Annotated in this window: 20 protein-coding genes; 11 read left to right on the top strand and 9 right to left on the bottom strand. The window is 65.9% G+C overall.

Annotated features, from left to right (window positions below; translation table 11 throughout):
- Positions 1 to 41 precede the first annotated feature (41 nt).
- The 4 genes from B1A87_RS15895 to B1A87_RS15880 form a co-directional block, all read right to left on the bottom strand.
- Positions 42 to 362 (bottom strand): hypothetical protein, encoded by a 321-nt coding sequence (locus tag B1A87_RS15895; RefSeq protein ID WP_078029180.1) that lies wholly within the window; start codon positions 360 to 362, stop codon positions 42 to 44.
- 113 nt (positions 363 to 475) lie between these two features.
- Entirely contained in the window at positions 476 to 1,531 is a 1,056-nt protein-coding gene (locus B1A87_RS15890; protein ID WP_078029181.1) for a zinc-dependent alcohol dehydrogenase family protein, read from the bottom strand.
- Between the two features lie 92 nt (positions 1,532 to 1,623).
- Positions 1,624 to 2,250, bottom strand: a complete 627-nt coding sequence (locus tag B1A87_RS15885; protein ID WP_078029182.1) for a response regulator transcription factor — start codon at positions 2,248 to 2,250, stop codon at positions 1,624 to 1,626.
- Positions 2,247 to 3,449, bottom strand: coding sequence for a sensor histidine kinase (locus B1A87_RS15880; RefSeq protein WP_078029183.1), 1,203 nt, complete (start codon positions 3,447 to 3,449; stop codon positions 2,247 to 2,249). The genes B1A87_RS15885 and B1A87_RS15880 overlap by 4 nt, the downstream gene beginning before the upstream one ends.
- A 209-nt stretch (positions 3,450 to 3,658) precedes the next feature.
- Between B1A87_RS15880 and B1A87_RS15875 the strand changes: the two genes are divergently transcribed.
- On the top strand, positions 3,659 to 4,261 hold the full coding sequence (locus B1A87_RS15875) for a heme-binding protein (protein ID WP_078029184.1): 603 nt from the start codon (positions 3,659 to 3,661) through the stop codon (positions 4,259 to 4,261).
- A gap of 94 nt (positions 4,262 to 4,355) precedes the next feature.
- Here B1A87_RS15875 and B1A87_RS23110 read toward each other — a convergent pair whose 3' ends face one another.
- Entirely contained in the window at positions 4,356 to 4,517 is a 162-nt protein-coding gene (locus B1A87_RS23110) for a hypothetical protein (RefSeq protein ID WP_185982346.1), read from the bottom strand.
- Positions 4,518 to 4,611: 94 nt separating this feature from the next.
- On the opposite strand from B1A87_RS23110, the gene B1A87_RS15870 reads away from it, so the two are divergent.
- Positions 4,612 to 5,103 carry an ankyrin repeat domain-containing protein gene (locus B1A87_RS15870; protein WP_078029185.1) on the top strand — a complete coding sequence of 164 codons (492 nt, stop codon included), beginning with the start codon at positions 4,612 to 4,614 and terminating at the stop codon, positions 5,101 to 5,103.
- A gap of 75 nt (positions 5,104 to 5,178) precedes the next feature.
- Here B1A87_RS15870 and B1A87_RS15865 read toward each other — a convergent pair whose 3' ends face one another.
- Both B1A87_RS15865 and B1A87_RS15860 read right to left on the bottom strand, forming a co-directional pair.
- Positions 5,179 to 5,856 (bottom strand): CoA transferase subunit B, encoded by a 678-nt coding sequence (locus B1A87_RS15865; RefSeq protein WP_078029186.1) that lies wholly within the window; start codon positions 5,854 to 5,856, stop codon positions 5,179 to 5,181.
- A gap of 57 nt (positions 5,857 to 5,913) precedes the next feature.
- Positions 5,914 to 6,642 carry a CoA transferase subunit A gene (locus tag B1A87_RS15860; protein ID WP_078029187.1) on the bottom strand — a complete coding sequence of 243 codons (729 nt, stop codon included), beginning with the start codon at positions 6,640 to 6,642 and terminating at the stop codon, positions 5,914 to 5,916.
- 232 nt (positions 6,643 to 6,874) lie between these two features.
- On the opposite strand from B1A87_RS15860, the gene B1A87_RS15855 reads away from it, so the two are divergent.
- The 3 genes from B1A87_RS15855 (at position 6,875) to B1A87_RS15845 (ending at position 9,972) form a co-directional block, all read left to right on the top strand.
- Complete coding sequence (locus B1A87_RS15855) at positions 6,875 to 7,657, top strand: IclR family transcriptional regulator (RefSeq protein WP_078029265.1); 783 nt, start codon at positions 6,875 to 6,877, stop codon at positions 7,655 to 7,657.
- Between the two features lie 354 nt (positions 7,658 to 8,011).
- Entirely contained in the window at positions 8,012 to 8,968 is a 957-nt protein-coding gene (locus tag B1A87_RS15850; protein ID WP_078029188.1) for a plastocyanin/azurin family copper-binding protein, read from the top strand.
- 89 nt (positions 8,969 to 9,057) lie between these two features.
- The gene (locus tag B1A87_RS15845) at positions 9,058 to 9,972 is read left to right on the top strand and encodes an NADP-dependent oxidoreductase (RefSeq protein WP_078029189.1); all 915 of its coding nucleotides are present in this window, start codon (positions 9,058 to 9,060) and stop codon (positions 9,970 to 9,972) included.
- Positions 9,973 to 10,010: 38 nt separating this feature from the next.
- On the opposite strand, the gene nadE is transcribed toward B1A87_RS15845, so the two are convergent.
- Together nadE and B1A87_RS15835 are read right to left on the bottom strand one after the other, a co-directional pair.
- Entirely contained in the window at positions 10,011 to 10,865 is an 855-nt protein-coding gene (gene nadE, locus B1A87_RS15840; protein WP_078029190.1) for an ammonia-dependent NAD(+) synthetase, read from the bottom strand.
- 84 nt (positions 10,866 to 10,949) lie between these two features.
- Positions 10,950 to 11,987: a LacI family DNA-binding transcriptional regulator gene (locus tag B1A87_RS15835; RefSeq protein WP_260680894.1), complete on the bottom strand. Its 1,038-nt coding sequence runs from the start codon at positions 11,985 to 11,987 to the stop codon at positions 10,950 to 10,952.
- Between the two features lie 262 nt (positions 11,988 to 12,249).
- Between B1A87_RS15835 and B1A87_RS15830 the strand changes: the two genes are divergently transcribed.
- The 6 genes from B1A87_RS15830 to B1A87_RS15805 all read left to right on the top strand — a co-directional run bounded on the left by B1A87_RS15830 (position 12,250) and on the right by B1A87_RS15805 (position 19,551).
- Positions 12,250 to 13,098, top strand: coding sequence for a sugar phosphate isomerase/epimerase (locus B1A87_RS15830; RefSeq protein WP_078029192.1), 849 nt, complete (start codon positions 12,250 to 12,252; stop codon positions 13,096 to 13,098).
- Positions 13,095 to 14,105: a Gfo/Idh/MocA family protein gene (locus B1A87_RS15825; protein WP_078029193.1), complete on the top strand. Its 1,011-nt coding sequence runs from the start codon at positions 13,095 to 13,097 to the stop codon at positions 14,103 to 14,105. Before B1A87_RS15830 ends, B1A87_RS15825 begins: the two co-directional genes overlap by 4 nt.
- A 231-nt stretch (positions 14,106 to 14,336) precedes the next feature.
- Positions 14,337 to 15,863 carry an ABC transporter substrate-binding protein gene (locus B1A87_RS15820; protein WP_078029194.1) on the top strand — a complete coding sequence of 509 codons (1,527 nt, stop codon included), beginning with the start codon at positions 14,337 to 14,339 and terminating at the stop codon, positions 15,861 to 15,863.
- Positions 15,864 to 15,869: 6 nt separating this feature from the next.
- The gene (locus B1A87_RS15815; RefSeq protein ID WP_078029195.1) at positions 15,870 to 16,811 is read left to right on the top strand and encodes an ABC transporter permease; all 942 of its coding nucleotides are present in this window, start codon (positions 15,870 to 15,872) and stop codon (positions 16,809 to 16,811) included.
- Positions 16,808 to 18,664, top strand: coding sequence for a dipeptide/oligopeptide/nickel ABC transporter permease/ATP-binding protein (locus tag B1A87_RS15810; protein WP_078029196.1), 1,857 nt, complete (start codon positions 16,808 to 16,810; stop codon positions 18,662 to 18,664). Before B1A87_RS15815 ends, B1A87_RS15810 begins: the two co-directional genes overlap by 4 nt.
- Positions 18,661 to 19,551 (top strand): ATP-binding cassette domain-containing protein, encoded by an 891-nt coding sequence (locus tag B1A87_RS15805; protein WP_078029197.1) that lies wholly within the window; start codon positions 18,661 to 18,663, stop codon positions 19,549 to 19,551. The genes B1A87_RS15810 and B1A87_RS15805 overlap by 4 nt, the downstream gene beginning before the upstream one ends.
- Positions 19,552 to 19,578 lie beyond the last annotated feature (27 nt).

Here is a 19,578-nt window from a genome sequence, read left to right as displayed (position 1 = left end):
TGTGCCTCGTTTCTGGGCCAGGTCCGCTCTTTGTTGCCCGTCTATGTGGCGGGGTCCGACTCCTGACCGGTGTCCTCCCACTGCACGTCGAGATTGCGGAAGACAGGTGGTCCGTCACACAGGGCTGCCATCTTGGCGGCGAAGTCCGACGTTTCCGGCCGGTTGGAGTTCTCCATTGCTGACTCATAGGAGTCGAATTCCACGATGGTGAAGTACGTCCCGGGCCGGTCGCGGTCCGCTGCTGCGATGATGCGTCGAAACGTCGGGGCCGTGGTTCCGTCGGTTCTTGACGGCCGGCCCAGCTCTTCGATCTCTTCGATCCGGGAGGTCTGGAATTCGATGATCTGCACAAACCTGGCCATGACGGCTCCTCGATGGCGGCGGTGGAAGCTGATGCGGATCACCGTAGACCCGGTGCCGGGGCAGCGCAATAGCCGCGGCCACGCAGGAGTAGGGCGCGGCACCCGCACCCGGCCTACGGCGTCAGCAGCACCTTGATGGCTCGGCGTTCGTCCATGGCCTTGTACGCCTCGGCCGCCTCCTCGAGCGGCATTTCGACGTCGAACACGCGTCCCGGGTTGATGGTTCCGGCGAGGACATCCGCCAGCAGTTCCGGGATGTACGTCCGGGCCGGAGCCATGCCGCCGCCCACCGTGATGTTGTTGTCGAACAGGTAGCGCAGCGGGATCTCCGCGCCGCCGGTCGGGACTCCCACGAACCCCAGGGCGCCGCCGGGGCGGACGGAATGCAGGGCCTGTTCCATGGACTCCTTGGTGCCCACGCACTCAAGCACGGAGTCGGCCAGCACGCCGCCGAGCAGCTCGCGGACTTTCGCGACGCCGTCGTCCCCGCGTTCCTCCACGATGTCCGTTGCGCCGAACTCGCGGGCGATGGCCTGCCGGTCGGCATGGCGAGACATCGCAATGATCCGCTCGGCTCCGAGCCGCTTCGCCGCCAGGACGCCGCAGAGCCCCACGGCGCCGTCGCCAACGACAACAACGGTCCGGCCGGCGGAGACTCCGGCGCTGAGCGCGGCGTGATGGCCGGTGGCCATGACGTCCGACAATGTCAGGAGGCTGTTCCGCAGGGCGGCATCGGGTTCACGTACATCGGAAACCTTGACCAGGGTGGATTCTGCCAGGGGGACCCGCACCGCCTCGCCCTGGCCGCCGTCGATCTTGAACCCTGAGTCGTCCTTGCCGCCCCAGCCGGCGAGGTGGTCGCAGGCGACGGTGACGCCGTTCAGGCACTGCGGGCACGTGCCGCAGCTGACCACGAACGGGGCAATCACGAGGTCGCCCTCCTTGAGCGCGGTTACGGCAGCCCCGGTGCCCTCCACAACGCCGATGAACTCGTGGCCGATGGCCGCAGGCTTGTGCGTCGGCTTCACGCCGCGGTATGGCCACAGGTCCGAGCCGCAGACACAGGACGCCGTCACCTTGACCACCACGTCGGTGGGCAGCTGGACGACGGGGTAGTCGCGGTCTTCCACCCTGATGTCTCCGGGGCCGTGGATGATGGTGGCGCGCATGGCTGCTCCTGTTACTGATTCGGGTCGGGGGCCGGTTCGGGCTGCAACGAGTCTAGCGCCGGGCCGTGCGGGTTCAGCGGGGCAGCACCGCGTCAGCGCATCCCCTCGCGGCGGATGGCTGTGGCAATGGCGGCGGCACGGGTCTCCACCCCGAGCTTGGCGTAGATGTGGGCGAGGTGGGTCTTGACCGTCGCCTCGGAGATGAACAGCCGCTGGCCGAGCTCCCGGTTGCTGAGCCCCTCGGTCAGGAGGCTCAGCAGCTCGGCCTCCCGCGGGGTCAGCACCTCGTCCGGGTTGCGCAGCTGCTGGAACAGCCGGGAGGCCACGGGTGCGCTCATCACGCTCTTGCCCTGCACAGCCCCGCGGACGGCGGCGAAGATCTCCTCCGGGGCGGCGTCCTTGAGCAGGTAGCCCATGGCGCCGGCGTCCACGGCCCGGACGATGTCGGCGTCGGAATCGTAGGTCGTGAACACCAGCACGGCCTGCCTGCGGTTGCGCTCGCGGAGCTTCCGGATGGCCTCGATCCCGTCCATGCCGGGGCTCATGGCCAGGTCCATCACCACGACGGCGGGCGAGTGCTCCTCCACAGCGGTCAGCGCCTCCTCGCCGGAGGAAGCCTCGGCCACCACCTCAATGTCCGGCTGGGTCCCGAGCAGGGCCTTGAGCCCGCTGCGGACTACGAGATGATCGTCCACCAGGAGCACGGTAATGGCGCTCATTCTTCTCCCCTCACCGGCAGTTGGGCGGCCACAATCGTTCCTTCACCCGGCGTGCTTTCCACGGAGAAGGCGCCGCCCAGCTGCTCCACGCGTTGCCGCATGGCCCGCAGCCCGTACCCTCCGGCGTCCGACGGCGGTGCTGCCGCCGCCGGATCGAAGCCGGCGCCGTCGTCGTAAATGTCCAGGGTGACGGCGTCCGGGAGGAAGCCGAGGGTAACAGTGGTGTGCGCCGCGGCGGCGTGGAGTTTGATGTTGGCCGCGGCGCTCTGCACCACCCGGAGGAGCGCGTGCCGGACCTCGGCGGGGACGGGCCGCGGTTCACCCGTGACCATCAGCCTGGCATCGGGCACGTATTGGGACGCGGCCTGCCGCAACGCGTCCGGCAGCGGAGAGGCATCGAGCCCGGGGGACGCCAGTTCATGGACCAGGCTGCGGGTATCGGACAGGTTGCGCCGGAGCAGTTCGCTGGCCTGGCGAAGGTCCTGCCGGGAGCCGGGTCCCGGCCAGGCGCGGTTGGCCGCTTCGAGGAGGAGCAGGCTGCTGGCCAGGCCCTGCGTCACGGTGTCATGGATTTCGCGGGAAACGCGCTCGCGCTCGGCGATGGTGCCGGCACGGCGTTCACTGGCTGCCAGCTGTCCCTGGGCGAGCGACACCTCGGCGTGCAGGCGGCGCTGCTCGGCGGCGTCGTGCTCTATGCGGTCGTAGATCAGCGTCAGGAGGACGCCGACGGCAAGCGGGCCCAGTAGCATGGCGAGGTCGGTGGCGTCGCTGAGCCTGAACAGCCCGACGGCGGTGGCTGCCGCCGTCGCGCCTGCCGCAATGTAGGCCACCGCGCCCGTGAACGCCGTGCGGCAGAGGAAGAAGAGGGCGAACGAGCACCAGGCGAAGCTGGGGGCGGAAATCACCAGCAGTGCCCAGGCCGCCACCAGGACGAACATCCAGACGGCCCAGGGCCGCCGGCGCTGGGCCAGGACGGCGATGACGGCGTAGAGGGCACAGGCTGCGGCCGCGAGGCCCAGGACCAGGAGGTTGTCATGCGGGCTGTGCCGCATCACGTAGCGCACCACGGACGCCACCATCAGCACTGCGAATCCCACGTGGACGGCGGCGTCAATGCGGCCCAGCCGTCCGCTGCCCTGCGTTGCGGGCGGCCGGGCGGGCAATATTTCCGGGGATGCGGCTGGGGCTGAGGGAGGCATGAGGGGATCCGGTTCCGGTGGTTGAAGTCCTAACCACCATGCTATTGCCCGCGCCGTTGCTGGTCTCTCAGCCTTTTGGCTGATCCGGCCGGCCCGAAGTACGACGCCGGTTCACCTGAAGGCCCGATGTGTCCTGTTGCGCCGGGCGGCACGATGGAATGTAGCCGTTCAGGCCGTTCAAATTTCAGGCTTAGCCAAGGAGAACCACTGTGAAGAAGTCCCAGAAGATTCTTGCCGCCGCAGCAGCCGGGGCGGTGCTGCTGACCGCCGGCGCCACTGCGGTGGCCAATGCGGGCACGGCCCCGATGGCGGCTGCCCCGGCAGCAGCGCCTGCTGCGGTGCCTGCTCCGGCAGCTGTGCCGGCGGCGGACGTCCAGCCTGTACCCGACAATGTCGTGTCCCAGAGCAGGATCAGCGTGGGGGCCTCGGCGAAGGCCGTCGGTGCCGCGCTGGCCAAGTGCCAGGCGGACAAGCTGCCGTTCGTGACCGTAGCCCTTGTGGACCGGTTCGGCACGGTGCAGGCCATCCTGCGCGGGGACAACGCAGCCGAGCACACCATCGAGTCAGCCAAACAGAAGGCCTACACCGCTGCCGCCCTTGGTGCTCCCACGAGTGAGCTGGCCAAGCGCATCACCGGCAGCGGACCCAGCATCGCCGATCTTCCGGGAACCCTGTACCTGCCGGGCGGCGTCCCGCTCAAGGTGAACGGCGCATCCGTGGCCGGGATCGGGGTGGGCGGCGCTCCCGACGGCAAGCTTGACGAGGCCTGCGCAGTGGCCGGCGCCGAGGCGATTGCCGGAACCGCGAAGTAGGCTCCGGCTCATGGCAGCGCGCATATCCAGCGGCACGGGCAGATCCGGGAGAACGTGCAGGTCCGGGGGCCCGTGCGGGTCCGGGGGCCGGCGTTCAGCCGCTCAGCCCACGATGCTGGCGCTGGCGTGCCTGGCGGCGCTTCTGGCGGGGTGCGCCCGGATCCCCGTCGACTGGAGGAACGCCCTCGGGGAGTGCGTCCGGCAACAGCGGCGCTGCTCCGCCGTCGTCGTCAGCCACGGCCGCGGTACCGGCCACTACCCGCCCTGCAGCAGCGACTGGCCCGACACAGCCTGGCGCGGCCCAGTCCCGGCCGGCCCTGTCCCGACCGGCCCTGTCCCAGGAGGCCCAAATGAAGCTGGACCAGCAACTGATCCTGGCAGCCAAAGCCGATGACGTCGCCCCCGTCACGAAGCTGATCCAGGACGGCGGGAACGTGAACGCCAAGGATGTGCTTCAGGATTCGGCATTCCTGTACGCAGGGGCTGAAGGCTTCAACGATGTCCTGCGGCTGACCCTGGCCAACGGCGCGGACGTTGCCAGCACCAACCGTTTCGGCGGAACCGCGCTGATTCCCGCTTCCGAGCACGGCCATGTGGAGACCGTGCGGATCCTCATCGCCGCGGGTGTGCCCGTCAACCACGTCAACAATCTCGGCTGGACCGCCATGCAGGAAGCCATCCTGCTGAACAATGGCGGGCCGAACCAGCAGGAAGTGGTCCGGCAGCTTCTTGCCGCCGGAGCCGACCCCAGCATCCGGGATCCGCAGGGCCGTACAGCCTTGGAGAACGCGGAGCGGCTGGGCTTTTCCGAGATTGTAGGGCTCATCCGGGCCCGGGGCTGACGGGGCAGCGGCTGAACTGGCCCGTTTTTGGACCGCCCACCGCCGCCGTGCGCCCGTCTCAGCCGGCAGGTCCCGTCAAAGCTGGGCCGGTTCAGCCAGCCGCTCCAGGGCAACTGTGAAGTCCGCCTCGGTTTTCTCCCGGATCTCTTCGACGGTGACGCCCGGGGCAAGCCGGGTCAGCGTGAGGTGCCGGTGGCCGTCGTCCGTCTTTTCCAGGTCGAAGACCGCGAGGTCGCTGATGATCCGGTCCACCACGCTGAGGCCGGTGAGCGGCAGGGTGCATTCCCGGACGATCTTGGCGGTGCCGTCCTTGGCGTTGTGCTCGGTGAGGACCACGACGCGCGGGGTGCCGGCGACGAGGTCCATGGCGCCGCCCATGCCCTTGACCATCTTGCCGGGGATGGTCCAGTTGGCGAGGTCGCCGCCATCGGAGACCTGCATGGCGCCCAGGATGGCGACCTTGACGTGGCCGCCGCGGATCATGCCGAAGGACGTGGCCGAGTCGAAGATGCTGCCGCCGGGCAGGACGGTGACGGTCTGCTTTCCGGCGTTGATGAGGTCGGCGTCCTCGTCACCCTCGTAGGGGAATGGGCCCATGCCAAGCAGCCCGTTCTCGCTTTGCAGGACCACGCGGACGCCGGCGGGCAGGTTGTTGGCCACGAGCGTCGGAATGCCGATGCCCAGGTTGACGTAGTCGCCGTCATTGAGTTCCTCGGCTGCGATGGCGGCCATTTCATCCCTGGTCCAGGCCATGGGGTTCTCCTTGGGTTTTCAAAGTTTCAGGGGGCTTAAGTGTTCGCTCGCGCCAGGTCAGGCAGGCACCGCGGCGGAGGCGGGCTCGACGCGCGGGCGGACGGTGCGCTGTTCGATGTCCTTGACACGGCCGCTGGCCTGCACCAGGCGCTGGACGTACACGCCGGGCGTGACGATGTGGTTGGGGTCCAGGGCGCCGGGCTTCACGATCACCTCGGCCTCGGCGATCGTCACGGCCCCCGCGGTCGCCACCACGGGGTTGAAGTTCCGTGCGGTGTAGCGGTAGATCAGGTTGCCGTCCGTGTCGGCGGTGTGCGCGTGGACCAGTGCGACGTCGGCGCGGATGGCGCGCTCCTGGACGTACATTTCGCCGTCGAACTCGGTCAGCGGTTTGCCTTCGGCAACCAGGGTGCCTACGCCGGTTTTGGTGTAGAACGCCGGGATGCCGGCGCCGCCGGCGCGCAGCCGCTCGGCCAGGGTGCCCTGCGGGGTGAACTCCACTTCGAGGAGCCCGGCCAGGTACTGCTCGGCGAACAGCTTGTTCTCACCCACGTAGGACGCGATGACCTTGCGGACCTGGCCGGCCTCGATCAGGACACCGAGGCCCTTGCCGTCCACGCCCATGTTATTGGACACCACGGTCAGGTCGCGGACGCCGGAATCCCGCACGGCCAGGATCAGGTCCGCCGGGATGCCGCTCAGGCCAAAGCCGCCGACGGCGAGCGTCATGCCGTCCCGGAGCACATCCCGCAGGGCCTCGACCGCTGTGGATCTAAGTTTGGACATCGCATCTCCTCATTGAGCTGGGTTGGATCGTCGGGCGTCGGATTGTCTGGCGGCGAACCCTCTCGAGACATGCTCGCCGCCCGTTCCACTTTGTGGACTCAGGCTTTGGATGTTGAGCGTACGGGCGGCCGAGATGCACTGTCAAGGCCAATATTGCCCACATACCTGGCGCTTATTACAGTGTGGACGGTAGTCTTACGCGTGTCCACATTATGGATACTAGAGGAGAATGATGAACCCGACACCCGTTCAGGGAGCCCAGGTGGTCAGCCGCGTTGCCGGACTGTTACGCATCGCGGGCCGCAGGCCCGAAGGAAGCTCCCTGATGGAACTGGTGCGCGAATCCGGCCTCACCCGGCCGACGGTTCACCGCCTCCTCACCTCTTTGGCTGCGGAAGGACTCCTGGACCACGATGCCCGGACCGGCCATTGGGTCCTGGGCCCGGAGATACTGCTGATGGGATCGGTCGCATCCACCCGGTTCCCCCTGGAGGACATTGCCAGGCCCAGCCTGAGGCGGCTCGCCGAGGAAACAGGCGAGAGCGCTTTTTTCTCTGTTCGCAGGGGCGCCGAGACCGTCTGCCTGCTGCGCGAGGAAGGCAGCTTCCCCATACGCTCGTTCGTGCTGCATGAAGGCGTCAGATTTCCGCTGGGCGTGGCGTCGGCAGGCACAGCCATCCTGGCCTTTCTGCCGGACAGCGAACAGGAGCAGGTCCTGTCGGAGTGGGCCGCCCACGCCGGAAAATTTGCAGAAGGGCATCCGGAGTCAGTCGTGCGGGCAAACCTGCAGCAAACCCGCCAGCTGGGCTATTCGGTGAACCCCGGCCTGGTACTGGAAGGCAGCTGGGGAATGGGCGCGGCCGTGTTCGACCAGGCCAACCGCCCGGCCTGGGCACTGTCCCTGACGGGGATCGAGCCGCGTTTCCGCGGAGACCGGCAGGAGTTCCTGGGCCGGCTCCTCCTCGAAGAGGCCCACCGGATCTCAGCCCTGCTCCGCACGCCCAGCGCCAGCTGACCACCCTCGGCATCTCGACAATTTCATCGACGCGGAGCACGATGGGAACTGTATCTGTAGTCTCTGACCGACAGGCTTCGAGCGCATGCCGTCGGTCACGAATCAGGGCTCTGACGGCTCAGCAGAACCACAACTTATTCCTTCGAGAACCGGAAAGTCCCGTGTTGTCGCCCGTTCGGCGGCGGGTCCGGTTCCGAGGCCTCTTCCCTTCCGTGGGCTGGGCGACATGGGAAAGCAGAAGGGTCCCGATGGATCCGCGCCGCTCTGGCATCGGTCCGACGCCGCAATCTGCGGCTCGGGCTCTCCCGGCCGCACCGCGGCTGCCAACGCCCAGCGAAAAAGGAATGGGTCGTAATGACTCTCAAACCAAAAAACCACCAAAGACCGCACCTGCTGCGCATTCTCCTCGCCTCCCTGGCGACCCTGCTCCTGCCACTCTCACTCAGCAGCGCTGCCATTGCCGACGACGAGAACTCGCCGAGGACATGGACTGTCCAAGTCGGCTCAGAGTCCTCAGACCAAGCCATCCAGGGCATGGCCTTCCTTCCGTCGAACATCTATGTCAACGCCGGGGACAAGATCAAGTGGGAGGCAAACTCCGCGGAAATCCACACCGTGACGTTTCTCGCGAAAGGCCAGCCGCTCAAGCCGTTCAACCCCTTTGACCCGCAGCAACTGAATCGGCAGGGCGGCACGACGTATGACGGCCACTCGTACTACAACTCCGGAATCATGGCCAATGTCTCCAATACCGGCTTCAAAGAGGTGGAGCATTACACCCTGAAGTTCACGCACACCGGCACATTCACCTACTACTGCGTCGTTCACGGCATGGTGATGAAAGGTACGGTGCATGTCCGGGCCGCCGGAACGGATTACCCGTTCACGCAGTCGCAATACGACCGCCAGACCAAGAAAGAGGAACGGAAGATCGTGCGGGACGGCGAGATGCAGTGGGAGGCAGCCCGCAAGCAGGCCAGCAACCACAAGGTAATCGCCGGAACGGACAACGAAACCGCCATGCTAATGCGGTTCGTCCACCACGATATAGTCGTCCACCTCGGCGACACGGTGACCTTCGTGAACACCGGTATGGGAGCGCCGCACACCGTGACGTTCGGGCATGAGCCGGCCGATGTGTTCGCGCCGGTGGGCAATCCCAAGAACTTCAAGGGCGGGGACCTCAGCTCCGGCCTGATGGAGCCCGGGGACAAATTCACCGTGACCTTCAACAAGGTGGGCGAGTTCGACTACCTTTGCGCCCTGCATGACTACATGGGCATGGTTGGAGAGGTGGAAGTCCGGCGCTGAGGGGACTCCCAGATGCCTCCTTGTGATGCCTGCAATGCCCTGCCTACCCTTGCACTACAGTGCGGGACAGCAGCAAAGGAGCCAGAGCCATGAGCACCAGGGTCTACTTCGACGAATACGGCGGCCCCCACGTCCTCCAGGTGGGAACGGAGGAGCTGCCTGAGGCCGGCGAGGGCGAGGTCCGCGTGGAATTCCGGGCCGTCAGCGTCAACCCCGTCGACTGGAAACTCGTGGCAGGCTACCTGAAGCAATGGGCACCGCTGGATCTTCCGGCGGTGCCCGGCAGTGAGGCCGCTGGCGTGGTCACGGCTGTGGGGCCCGCCTTCGAGGGGTTTGCCGTCGGCGATGAAGTGATCTGGAACGGCCTCACCGGCGGCTACCGCACGGAAGCCCTGGTCCCGGCCGAACAGCTCACTCCGATCCCTGCGGGTGTCGACTTCGAACAGGCGGCGTGCATCCCCGTGGCCGGCGGCACCGCGTACTCTGCCCTCAAGCAGCTGGGAGTGGGCCCCGGGGACACTGTCCTCATCCATGCCGCGGCCGGAGGAGTCGGCTCTGCGGCGGTCCAGATCGCCGCAGCACTCGGGGCGCGGGTGGTCGGCACGGCGTCCGAGTCCAACCATGAATACCTCCGCGAGCTGGGTGCCGAGCCCGTGACCTACGGGGCGGGACTGGCAGACAGGGTGCGGGATCTCAGCGACGCCATAGGCGATGTCACTGCTGTGTTCGACACCATCGGCAACGAGGAGGCCGTTGCCGCGACTGCCGAACTGCTTCAGGGCCGCAGCCGCGCCGTAACAACCGTTCCCGGCAAGCTCTCGGCGGAAGCCGGAATCGCCGCGGTCCGGCAACTGGAGGGACGCGTCGAGGAAGTGGCAACCCTCGCTGCGGACGGCCAGATCACCTTCACCATCTCCCACCGGATGCCGCTCATTGAGGCCGCCGATGCCCTGGAGATCAGCAGGGCGGGCCACGGCCGCGGCAAGATCGTGCTGCTGCCCTAAGCGGCCAAGCAGCTCCCGGCGTCGTGGTTCAACCCGGGTCAGAGACCTACCCTGGGCTCCTCCGGACCCTCGTGCTTCCACCAGGTGTCGAAGATGCTGACCGGGACGGTGCGCTTGTGCCGGGTCCGCAGGTACTTTTCCTCGATCAGGGCGGCGGCGGATTCGGGGACGTCGCGGCCTTCGAGATAGTCGTCGATCTGGTCGTAGCTGATGCCGAGTTCGTCCTCGTCGGTGCGGCCCGGCTTGTCGTCCAGGAGGTCGGCCGTGGGCACCTTCTTCCAGATCCGCTCGGGAGCGCCGAGGTGCTCCAGGAGGGCGCGGTTCTGCCGCTTGTCCAGACCGAAAAGCGGCAGGATATCGGCCCCGCCGTCGCCGTACTTGGTAAAGAACCCGGTCACGGATTCAGCGCCATGGTCTGTGCCGATGACGAGGTAGTTGTGCTCGCCGGCCAGGGCGTACTGGGCGATCATGCGCGTGCGCGCTTTGGTGTTGCCCTTATGGAAGTCGGAGATCCCGTTGCCGACGGTTTTTTCGAACTCCTCCTCGAAACCGTCCACGGCAGCGGAAATGTTGAAGGTCCACTCCGTCTTTGCCTTGATGAAGTCCAGAGCCGCCTGGGCGTCGTCCTCGTCATGCTGGACGCCGTAGGGGAGACGGACCGCCACGAAGTTCGCATCCGTGCCCTCGGCCTGGAGCTCCTCGACCGCGAGCTGGGCCAGCCGTCCCGCCAGTGAAGAGTCAAGTCCCCCCGAAATGCCCAGGACAAAGCCCTTGGTGCGGGTGGCCTTGAGGTACTCCTTCAGGAAAGTAACCCGTTTGCGCACCTCCTCTGCAGGATCGATCCGGGGCTGAACGCCCATTTCTTCTATGATCTTGGCCTGGAGTTCGCGCATGTGACCCAGCCTAGTCAGCGGGGTCAAGCATGCTCAACTGTGTCCTACCGAGCCGGGCACGGACTTCCCACGTCGGGGGCGGAGTTACGCCGCTGCCGGGCCTGGCGCAGGCGCGAGCCCAGTGGAGCCGCGGACCGTCAGATGCGTGGGCATCACGGACCGGCTGCGGGCGCCGCCACCCGCCAGCGGGTTCAGCTGCGCCAGCAGCATGGAGACTGCCACGCGGCCGGCCTGTTCGATCGGGGAGGCCATGGTGGTCAACGGCGGATTGCAGAAGTCCGCACCGAAGATGTCGTCGCAGCCCACAATGCTCATGTCCTCCGGAACACGGATGCCGCGTTCGCGGAGGCGCTGGAGCATGCCGATGGCGATGAGGTCGTTGAACGCGATGCAGGCCGTCACCCCGCTGTGCACGGCGGCGTCCGCGGCGGCCGCGCCGGACTGCGTCTTGGGCGCGAACGGCCCCAGCCTCCGTACTTCCACGCCGCGTTCCTCTGCCGCCTCGGATAGGGCGGTCCAGCGCCGCGTGCTGGACTGGGACGTTGCCGGTCCGGCGACGTAAGCAATCCGGGTATGGCGCAGCGAGATGAGGTGGTCGAGGGCCTGGCTCGTGGCGGACGGCGTGTCAATGAGAACCGCTGGGATGCCGGGGACGTCCCGGTTGATGGTGACCATAGGCATCTTTGCCGCCGCCGCCAGCAGCGCTTCATCGCTGAGCCGGGAAGCGGTCACCACGATTCCGTCTGCACTCTTGCGGAGCTGTTCCATAGTGCTGGCCTCCACCTCGTCCGATTCCTCCGTGTCCACCAGCAGCTGGGTGTATCCGGCAGCCTTGAGCTGAAGCTGGGTGCCCCGGATGAGGTCGAAGTAGAAGGGGTTGGTGATGTCCGGGACCAGTACTCCCACCGCGCCTGTGCGGCCGGAACTCAGCGCCTTGGCCTGGCTGTTGGGGATGTAGTGCAGCCGCGCCGCGGCCGCCTCGATCCGCTGGCGCGTCCGGATATTGACGCGGTCCGGCGTGGAAAGCGCCCGGGAAACCGTGGAGGCCGCCACACCGCAGAGCGCGGCGATGTCGTGGATGGTGGCCGGGCGGTCCACTGCTGCTGGTTGCGTCGTAGCCACGGCGCTCCTCTCTGAACGTGGTGCCGGGCCGTGGTGGCCGGGCCGTGGTGGCCGGGCCGTGGTGGCCGGGTCGGATGGGCCGCCCTGTAACTGCGGCCACAGGTCCGGTCAGCAAAGAATGCCACAGATTGTCAAAGTTTGGCAATCGGTTGTCATTTGAAGGCAGGTCTAGCTAAACTGAGATGGACAGTGTTTGTGAACTGCGTCACCGCGCCGGAGCTGGGAAAGCAGGCGCGGCGGCCGCGAAACCCAGGAGATCCGCGTGAGCAAAACAACATCCGCAGTCTGGCCCCTTTCCGGTTTCGGCGATGAGATCGACCCGGATCCCGCGGTCCAGGCCGCCGTTTTGCTGGCACTAGGCGCGAGCCACATCGAGGTCCGCAGCGCCTGGGGCACCAACGTCTCCGAGCTGGAACAGGAGCAGGTTGCCCGGCTCAAGGAGATCCTCGATGAAAAGGGCCTCAAGGTCTCGGCAGTGGCCAGCCCCATCGGCAAGGTGGACGTGAGCCTGCCGGTGGAGCACGAGCTGGAACGGCTCCGGCAGATCATCTCCGTGGCCAAGGGCCTGGACACCAAGTACATCCGCATCTTCTCGTTCTACCGGGCGGAAGGCCGCAGCCCCGAAGATATCCGCGAGGATGTCCTGGCCCGCATGGGTGCGCTGGCAGCGCTCGCGGAGGAGTCCGGCGTCGTGCTTCTGCATGAAAACGAAAAGGGCATCTACGGGGATACGCCGCAGCGCGTGCTGGACATCATGGAGTCCGTGGACTCCCCGGCGCTGCGCATCGCCTGGGACAACGCCAACTTCGTCCAGGTGGGCGTCAAGCCCTACACCGAGGGCTATGCCATGCTGCGCCCGTACCTCGACTACTTCCAGGTCAAGGACGCGCTCTCCACCAGCGGCGAAGTGGTGCCCTCCGGCGAGGGCGACGGCGAACTCGACGCCACCATCGCCGCCCTGAAGGCCGACGGCTTCACCGGTTTCGCCTCGCTGGAACCCCACCTGGCCAGCGCTCACGAGCTGGGCGGCTTCTCAGGCCCGGTGGCCTTCGGTATCGCGGCCCGTGCCTTCGCGGCGCTCGCGGCTAAGAACGGGGTTGAACTCTCTTGAGTACGACGGCGGCGGTCATCGGCTGTGGCGATGTTTCGGCTGTGCACTTCGAGGCGGTTGCAAAGCTCGACGGCGCCACGCTGGTTGCGGTCTGCGATTCGGATCCGCGGCGGCTGGCCGCCGCCGTGGCCGCCTATGGCGTGCCCGGCTTCGCCGACCATCTGAGCCTTATCGAGGCGGTCCGGCCGGACGTGGTGCATATCTGCACCCCCCATGACCAGCATGCCTCGGTGGCCGCGGACTGCCTGGAGCGCGGCGTCAACGTCATCGTGGAGAAACCGCTGGCCCACACCCTGGCGGAAGGCCGGCGGCTGGTGGAAGCCGCGTCGGCAGGCCATGCGAAAATCGCCGTGTGCTTCCAGAACCGGTACAACGCCACCGCGCAGGCCATGCACGCCCTCCTGTCCTCGGGTGAGCTGGGGGCTGTGACGGGAGCGTCGGCAACGGTGATGTGGCAGCGCTCCGCCGAGTACTACGAAAACCGCCCTTGGCGTGGAACCTGGGCCGGCGGCGGAGGCGGGCTGATGATGAACCAGGCCATCCACACCGTAGACCTGCTCCAGTGGCTGGTGGGCGACGTTGTCACGGTCACGGGGAATGCTTCCACGCGGTTCCTGGCCGGCACCATCGAAGTGGAGGACACCGCGGAATTCGTGGCGGAACATGCCAGCGGGGCCCGGAGCGCGTTCTATGCCACGCTGGCCAACGCCTTCAACGCGCCGGTGACGCTTGATGTGGTCACCGAGAAGGCCGTCCTCTGCCTGCGGGGCGACCTCACGGTCACCCATGATGACGGGTGCGTGGACGTCATTCCGGAGCGCAAGAGCGATTCCGGCGGCCGGTCCTACTGGGGTGTCTCGCACGAGCTGCTGATCAACGACTTCTACAGCCGGCTGGACGAGGCGGAGCCGTTCTGGATCAGCCCTGCTGAGGCCGAAAAATCGCTGTGCATCATCAAAGACGTCTACCGGCAGAGCTACCCGGAATTGGCTGGCAAGGTGTCCTGAGGCGCTGGCTGCGGTGACGCCTGGGGCTTGGCCGAAGCAACCGGTTGCCTTCAGTGTACTCCCGTTCGAACGACTCATTCCGGTACGAAAAAGAAATATTGCAACGATTTTGACAATCGGTTGCCAAGCGAGGCAACAGTGCGTACTGTGAATCTCACAAGGCGGATGTGGCCCACGCCACACTTGATTCATCCCGCAGGTCTTACGTTCCACGGATCCTAGGAGCCAACAATGAAGTTAGGTCCCAAAGCGGCAGCAGCCGCCCTCGTACTCAGCGCCTCGCTGGCGCTCACCGCATGTGGCGGGGGCGCCGGAGCGGGCTCAAACGCCGGCGCTGCACCAACAGCGCTCACCTTGGGCACCCTGCGTGACATCACTTCCTGGGATCCTGCCCAGGCCCACGTCGGCCATGCCCTGCAGCCGTACCAGGCAGCGTATGACACCCTGATCCTGCGCGAACCGGACGGCAAGCTCAGCCCCATGCTGGCCACGAAGTGGAAGTACAACGCCACCAACACGAAGCTCACCGTGGATCTCAGGACCGACGTCACGTTCAGCGACGGTGCCAAGTTCGACGCCGAGGCAGCCAAGGCCAACCTCGACCACTTCAAGAAGGCAAATGGTCCCCAGATGGCCCAGCTGGCTTCTGTGTCCGACGTTGCCGTGGTGGACGCGGACACCATCGACATCAACCTCACTGCCACTGAGCCCGCCCTGGAATACTTCCTGAGCCAGGCAGCTGGCCTGATGGGAAGCCCCCAGTCCCTGGGTACAGACGCCATCAAGACCGTACCGGTCGGCTCCGGCCCGTACGTGATGGACAAAGCAGCCTCCGTGAAAGACTCACAGACCGTCTTCACCGCCCGCGAGGGCTACTGGAACAAGGACCTCCAGAAGTACAAGAAGCTGACCCTCAAGATCCTTACCGATCCCACAGCCCGCACCAACGCCTTGGTTTCCGGCCAGATCGACGCCACCCTGCTGGACCCCAAAAACGGCAAGCAGGCCGAGGGCGCCAAAATGAAGCTTGAAACCAACCAGGTTGACTGGTCCGGCCTGCTCCTCCTGGACCGCGCCGGAACCAAGAACCCCGCTCTGGCCAACGTCAAGGTCCGCCAGGCCATCAACTATGCGTTCGACCGCAAGACCATCCTGGACCAGGTCATGCTCGGCCAGGGCACTCCCACGTCCCAACCGTTTGGCAAGGACAGCGGTGCCTGGACTGAAGAGCTCGAAAACTACTACAGCTACGATCCCGCCAAGGCCAAGCAACTCCTGAAGGACTCCGGCTTCGAAGGCAACGTGACTATCGACGTCCCCACCCTTCCGGGAGCTGAAACGCTCATCTCGGTTCTCCAGCAGCAGCTCGCCGACGTCGGAATCACCCTGAAGCCGGGCGCCGCGATCACCAACACCTTCACCGCGGACGTCGCAGCCCAGAAATACCACGCATTGTTCTTCAACCTCTTCCAAGGTGAGCCCACGGTAGCGATCGACCAAATCGTCTCCACCAAGGCCCTCTACAACCCCTTCAAGAACACCACCCCGGAGCTGGAGGCCAAGATCCAGGCTGTACGCACAGGTGGCGAGGACGCCGGCAAGCTGGCCCAGAACGTCAACAAGTACGTGGTGGAACAGGCATGGTTCGCGCCGCTGTTCCGTGTGAACCAGATGTATTACCACAACGACAAAGTGAACGTCACCCCGCAGGCACAGCAGGCCGTTCCGTCCATCTACAACTATTCGCCCGCCAAGTAGGACCCCATGATCAAGTTCATTGCGAAAAGGCTAGGCAGCGGGTTGGTGGTGTTGTTCGTAGTCTCGGCACTCACCTTCACTTTGCTGTACACCTCCAGCGGCAGCATTGCCCGGAACATCCTGGGTGACCAGGCCACTCCGGAGCAGGTTGCCCTGAAGGAACAGGAGCTGGGACTCGACCAGCCCCTCGTGACCCGTTACTTCGCCTGGTTGGGCGACGCCCTCTCAGGAAACCTTGGAGCCTCGTGGTTCACCTCGGAACCGGTGGCCAGCTCCCTGGCTACGCGTATCCCGGTGACCATGACGATGGTTTTCACCGCAATGATCCTGATCGCCATCTGCGCAGCACTGATCGGTGTTGCCGCGGCCGTCAAGCGCGGCTGGGTGGACAGGTTAGTCCAGGTGGGCGCGATCGTAGGCGACTCCATCCCGGGGTACGTGATCGGCGTGCTCCTTGTGACCCTCCTGGCCATCCAGCTGGGCTTCTTCCCGGCCACCAGCACCATCTCTCCCGAGGTAGGTCCGGAGGCCTGGGTCTATTCGATGACCCTTCCGGTCATTGCCCTGCTCATCAACGGCGTGACCGGCGGAGCGCAGCAAATCCGCAGCGCCGTGATCAAGCAGCTCGAGCGCGACTACGTCAGGACATTGCGCAGCCGGGGCATCGGAGAGCGGGAAATCCTCTTCAAGCACGTGCTGCGCAGCGCGGCACCGGCAGGCCTGACCGTCTTGAGCCTGCAGCTGATCGGCATGCTGGGCGGCGTGGTGATCATCGAGCAGATCTTTGCCCTTCCCGGAATGGGACCCCTCGCGGTCACCGCCACCGGCCAGTCCGATCTTCCCGTGGTCATGGGAGTGGTCATGTACACCGTGGTGGTGGTCATCGTGGTGAATCTCCTGGTGGACATCCTCAATGGTTGGCTCAACCCGAAAGTGCGTGTGTCATGAGCGATTCCGTAGAAAAAGCGGCGGTAGCCGCACCACTGGCCACCGGCCAGAGCGGCACAGTGGTCCGTTCCACCGTGATGCGCCGCCTCCTCAGGAACCCGATGGGCATCGCCTCGCTGACGATTCTAGGATCCATCGCCTTGCTGGCCATCTTCGCCCCCGTCCTGGCCCCGTTCGAGGAGAACTTCGCGAACATCACCAAGACCCTGGCACCTGCAGACTCGGTGAACATCCTGGGCACGGACAGCGCCGGACGCGACACCTGGAGCCGCCTGCTCTTCGGTGCACAGCTCACGCTGTTGTCCGCACTCCTGTGCGCCGGTGTTGCCATCGTCATCGGCCTCCCGGCCGGTCTGATCGCCGGCTACTACGCAGGGAAGTTCGAGGCCGTCTCCAACTGGGCGGTCAGCATCCTCATGAGCCTTCCGGGCCTGATCGTGCTGCTCACCATCCGCGCAGCGTTCGGACCCTCGGTATGGATTTCGATGATCGCCTTCGGCGTCCTCATCAGCCCGTCCTACTTCCGCTTGACCCGCACCGCGGTCCAGTCTGTACGCAATGAGCTTTACGTCGACGCTGCCCGGGTGTCCGGGCTCTCCGACTGGAGCATCATTGCCCGCCACATCTTCTCCGTGGTCCGCGCACCCATCATCATCCAGACTGCAGCCATTGCCGGCGTGGCCATCGCGATCCAGTCCGGACTTGAGTTCCTGGGACTCGGCGATCCCACCAAGGCAACCTGGGGCGTGATGCTCTCCGAAGGCTTCAAGAACGTCTACCTGACCCCCACGCTGCTCTTCTGGCCCGCCCTCACCATGGCGCTCACCATCGGCGGACTCGTCCTCCTCGGCAACGCTATCCGCGATGCGCTGGAAGACGGCGAAAAGATCAAGCGCCGCAAGAAAAGCGCCGCGTCTTCGGCCACAGGAGCGAACCCGACGGCGGGACCCGCCTCGGCGCGGCCGTCGCGTAAGGCTGTGGCCGCCGTCGATGCCGGAACCGAGCACCACCTCGTAAAGGTCACCAATCTCGGCGTCGGCTACCCGCAGGCCGACGGCTCCATCAAGAAAGTGGTGGACGATGTGTCCTTCCACGTGGACCGGGGTGAGATCCTGGGCATCGTGGGTGAATCCGGTTCGGGGAAGTCCCAGACGGCGTTCTCCATCCTGGGCCTGCTGCCGGACAATGCCCGCATTGTGGGCGGCGCCATCCAGTTCGATGGCAACTACACCGTGGCCCCGGGCGACGAACGCGTCAACCAGACGCGGCTGTCCAAGCTGCGGGGCAAGCGGATCTCCTATATTCCGCAGGAGCCCATGAGCAACTTGGACCCCGCCTTCACCATCGGCTACCAGCTGGTCACGCCCATGGTGCGGGTCCTGGGGATTTCCAAGGAGGAGGCCCGCGGGCGGGCGCTGAAGCTGCTGACCGACGTCGGGATCGTCAGCCCGGAACGGACGTTCAGCGCGTACCCGCATGAAGTCTCCGGGGGCATGGCCCAGCGTGTGCTGATCGCCGGTGCCATCAGCTGTGAACCGGACCTGGTGATCGCCGATGAGCCCACCACCGCGTTGGACGTCACGGTGCAGGCCGATGTGCTGGATCTCCTGCGCGAGCTCCAGCAGCGTCTGAACATTGGCGTCGTCCTGGTGACGCACAACTTCGGTGTGGTGGCGGACCTCTGCGACCGCGTGGCCGTGATGCAGAACGGCCGGCTTGTGGAGGAAGGATCCGTCCGCGACATCCTCCGGAACCCGAAAGAGCAGTACACCCGGACTCTTCTGGCCTCGATGCTCGAAGGCAAAACCCCCATGTCCATGCTTGTATCCAGCCAGAAGGAGCCGGTCGCATGAGCACCACGGAAAGCGCACCGCTTCTGACATCCCCGCTTCTGACAGTGAGCAACCTGGTTGTCGAATACCCGAGCAAGAAGTTCCGGGCCAAGCCCTTCAGGGCCCTGACGGACATCAACATCTCCATCGGCCAGGGCGAGACCCTTGGCCTGGTGGGGGAGTCCGGCTCCGGCAAGACCACCCTGGGCCGCGCGGTCCTGGGCCTGGCCCCGGTCACGGGCGGCAAAATCACCTTCGAGGGCAAGGACATCAGCCACGCCACTCGCAAGCAGCGGCGAACCCTGAGCCGCGACCTCCAGGTGGTTTTCCAGGATCCGTATACTTCGCTCAACCCCGCCCTGGAGATCGGCGACATCCTCGCCGAGCCCCTCGGCGTGCAGGGCATGGAGCAGAATGCCGCCAAGCAGCGCGTCAAAGAACTCCTGGACCAAGTGGGTCTGCCCGCGGACGCCATCCACCGCCTGCCGCGCGAGTTCAGCGGCGGCCAGCGCCAGCGCGTGGCCATCGCCCGTGCCCTGGCCCTCTCGCCCAAGCTGATCGTCTGCGACGAGCCCGTCAGCGCACTGGACCTGTCCACCCAGGCCCGGGTCCTGGACCTGTTCCTGCAGATCCAAAAGGACACCGGTGTTTCGTACCTGTTCGTCTCCCACGACCTTGACGTTGTGCGGCACATCAGCCACCGTGTGGCCGTAATGCACCACGGCGAAATCGTCGAACAGGGACCAGCCGAGATCGTTACCCGCGACCCCGAGCACCCTTACACGCAGCGCCTCCTGCTGGCGTCCCCAGTACCCGATCCGGACCGGCAGGAACAGCGCCGGGCGGATCGTCACCGACTGCTGGAAAGCCAGCGGCATCAGATTGAACAGGCCGGAGCCCTCGCCTAACGGCGGACGCCGGATTTAACACACCAG

Source organism: Arthrobacter sp. KBS0703 (genome assembly GCF_002008315.2).
GTDB lineage: Bacteria > Actinomycetota > Actinomycetes > Actinomycetales > Micrococcaceae > Arthrobacter.
This window is presented reverse-complemented; position numbering and strand designations above follow the sequence as displayed.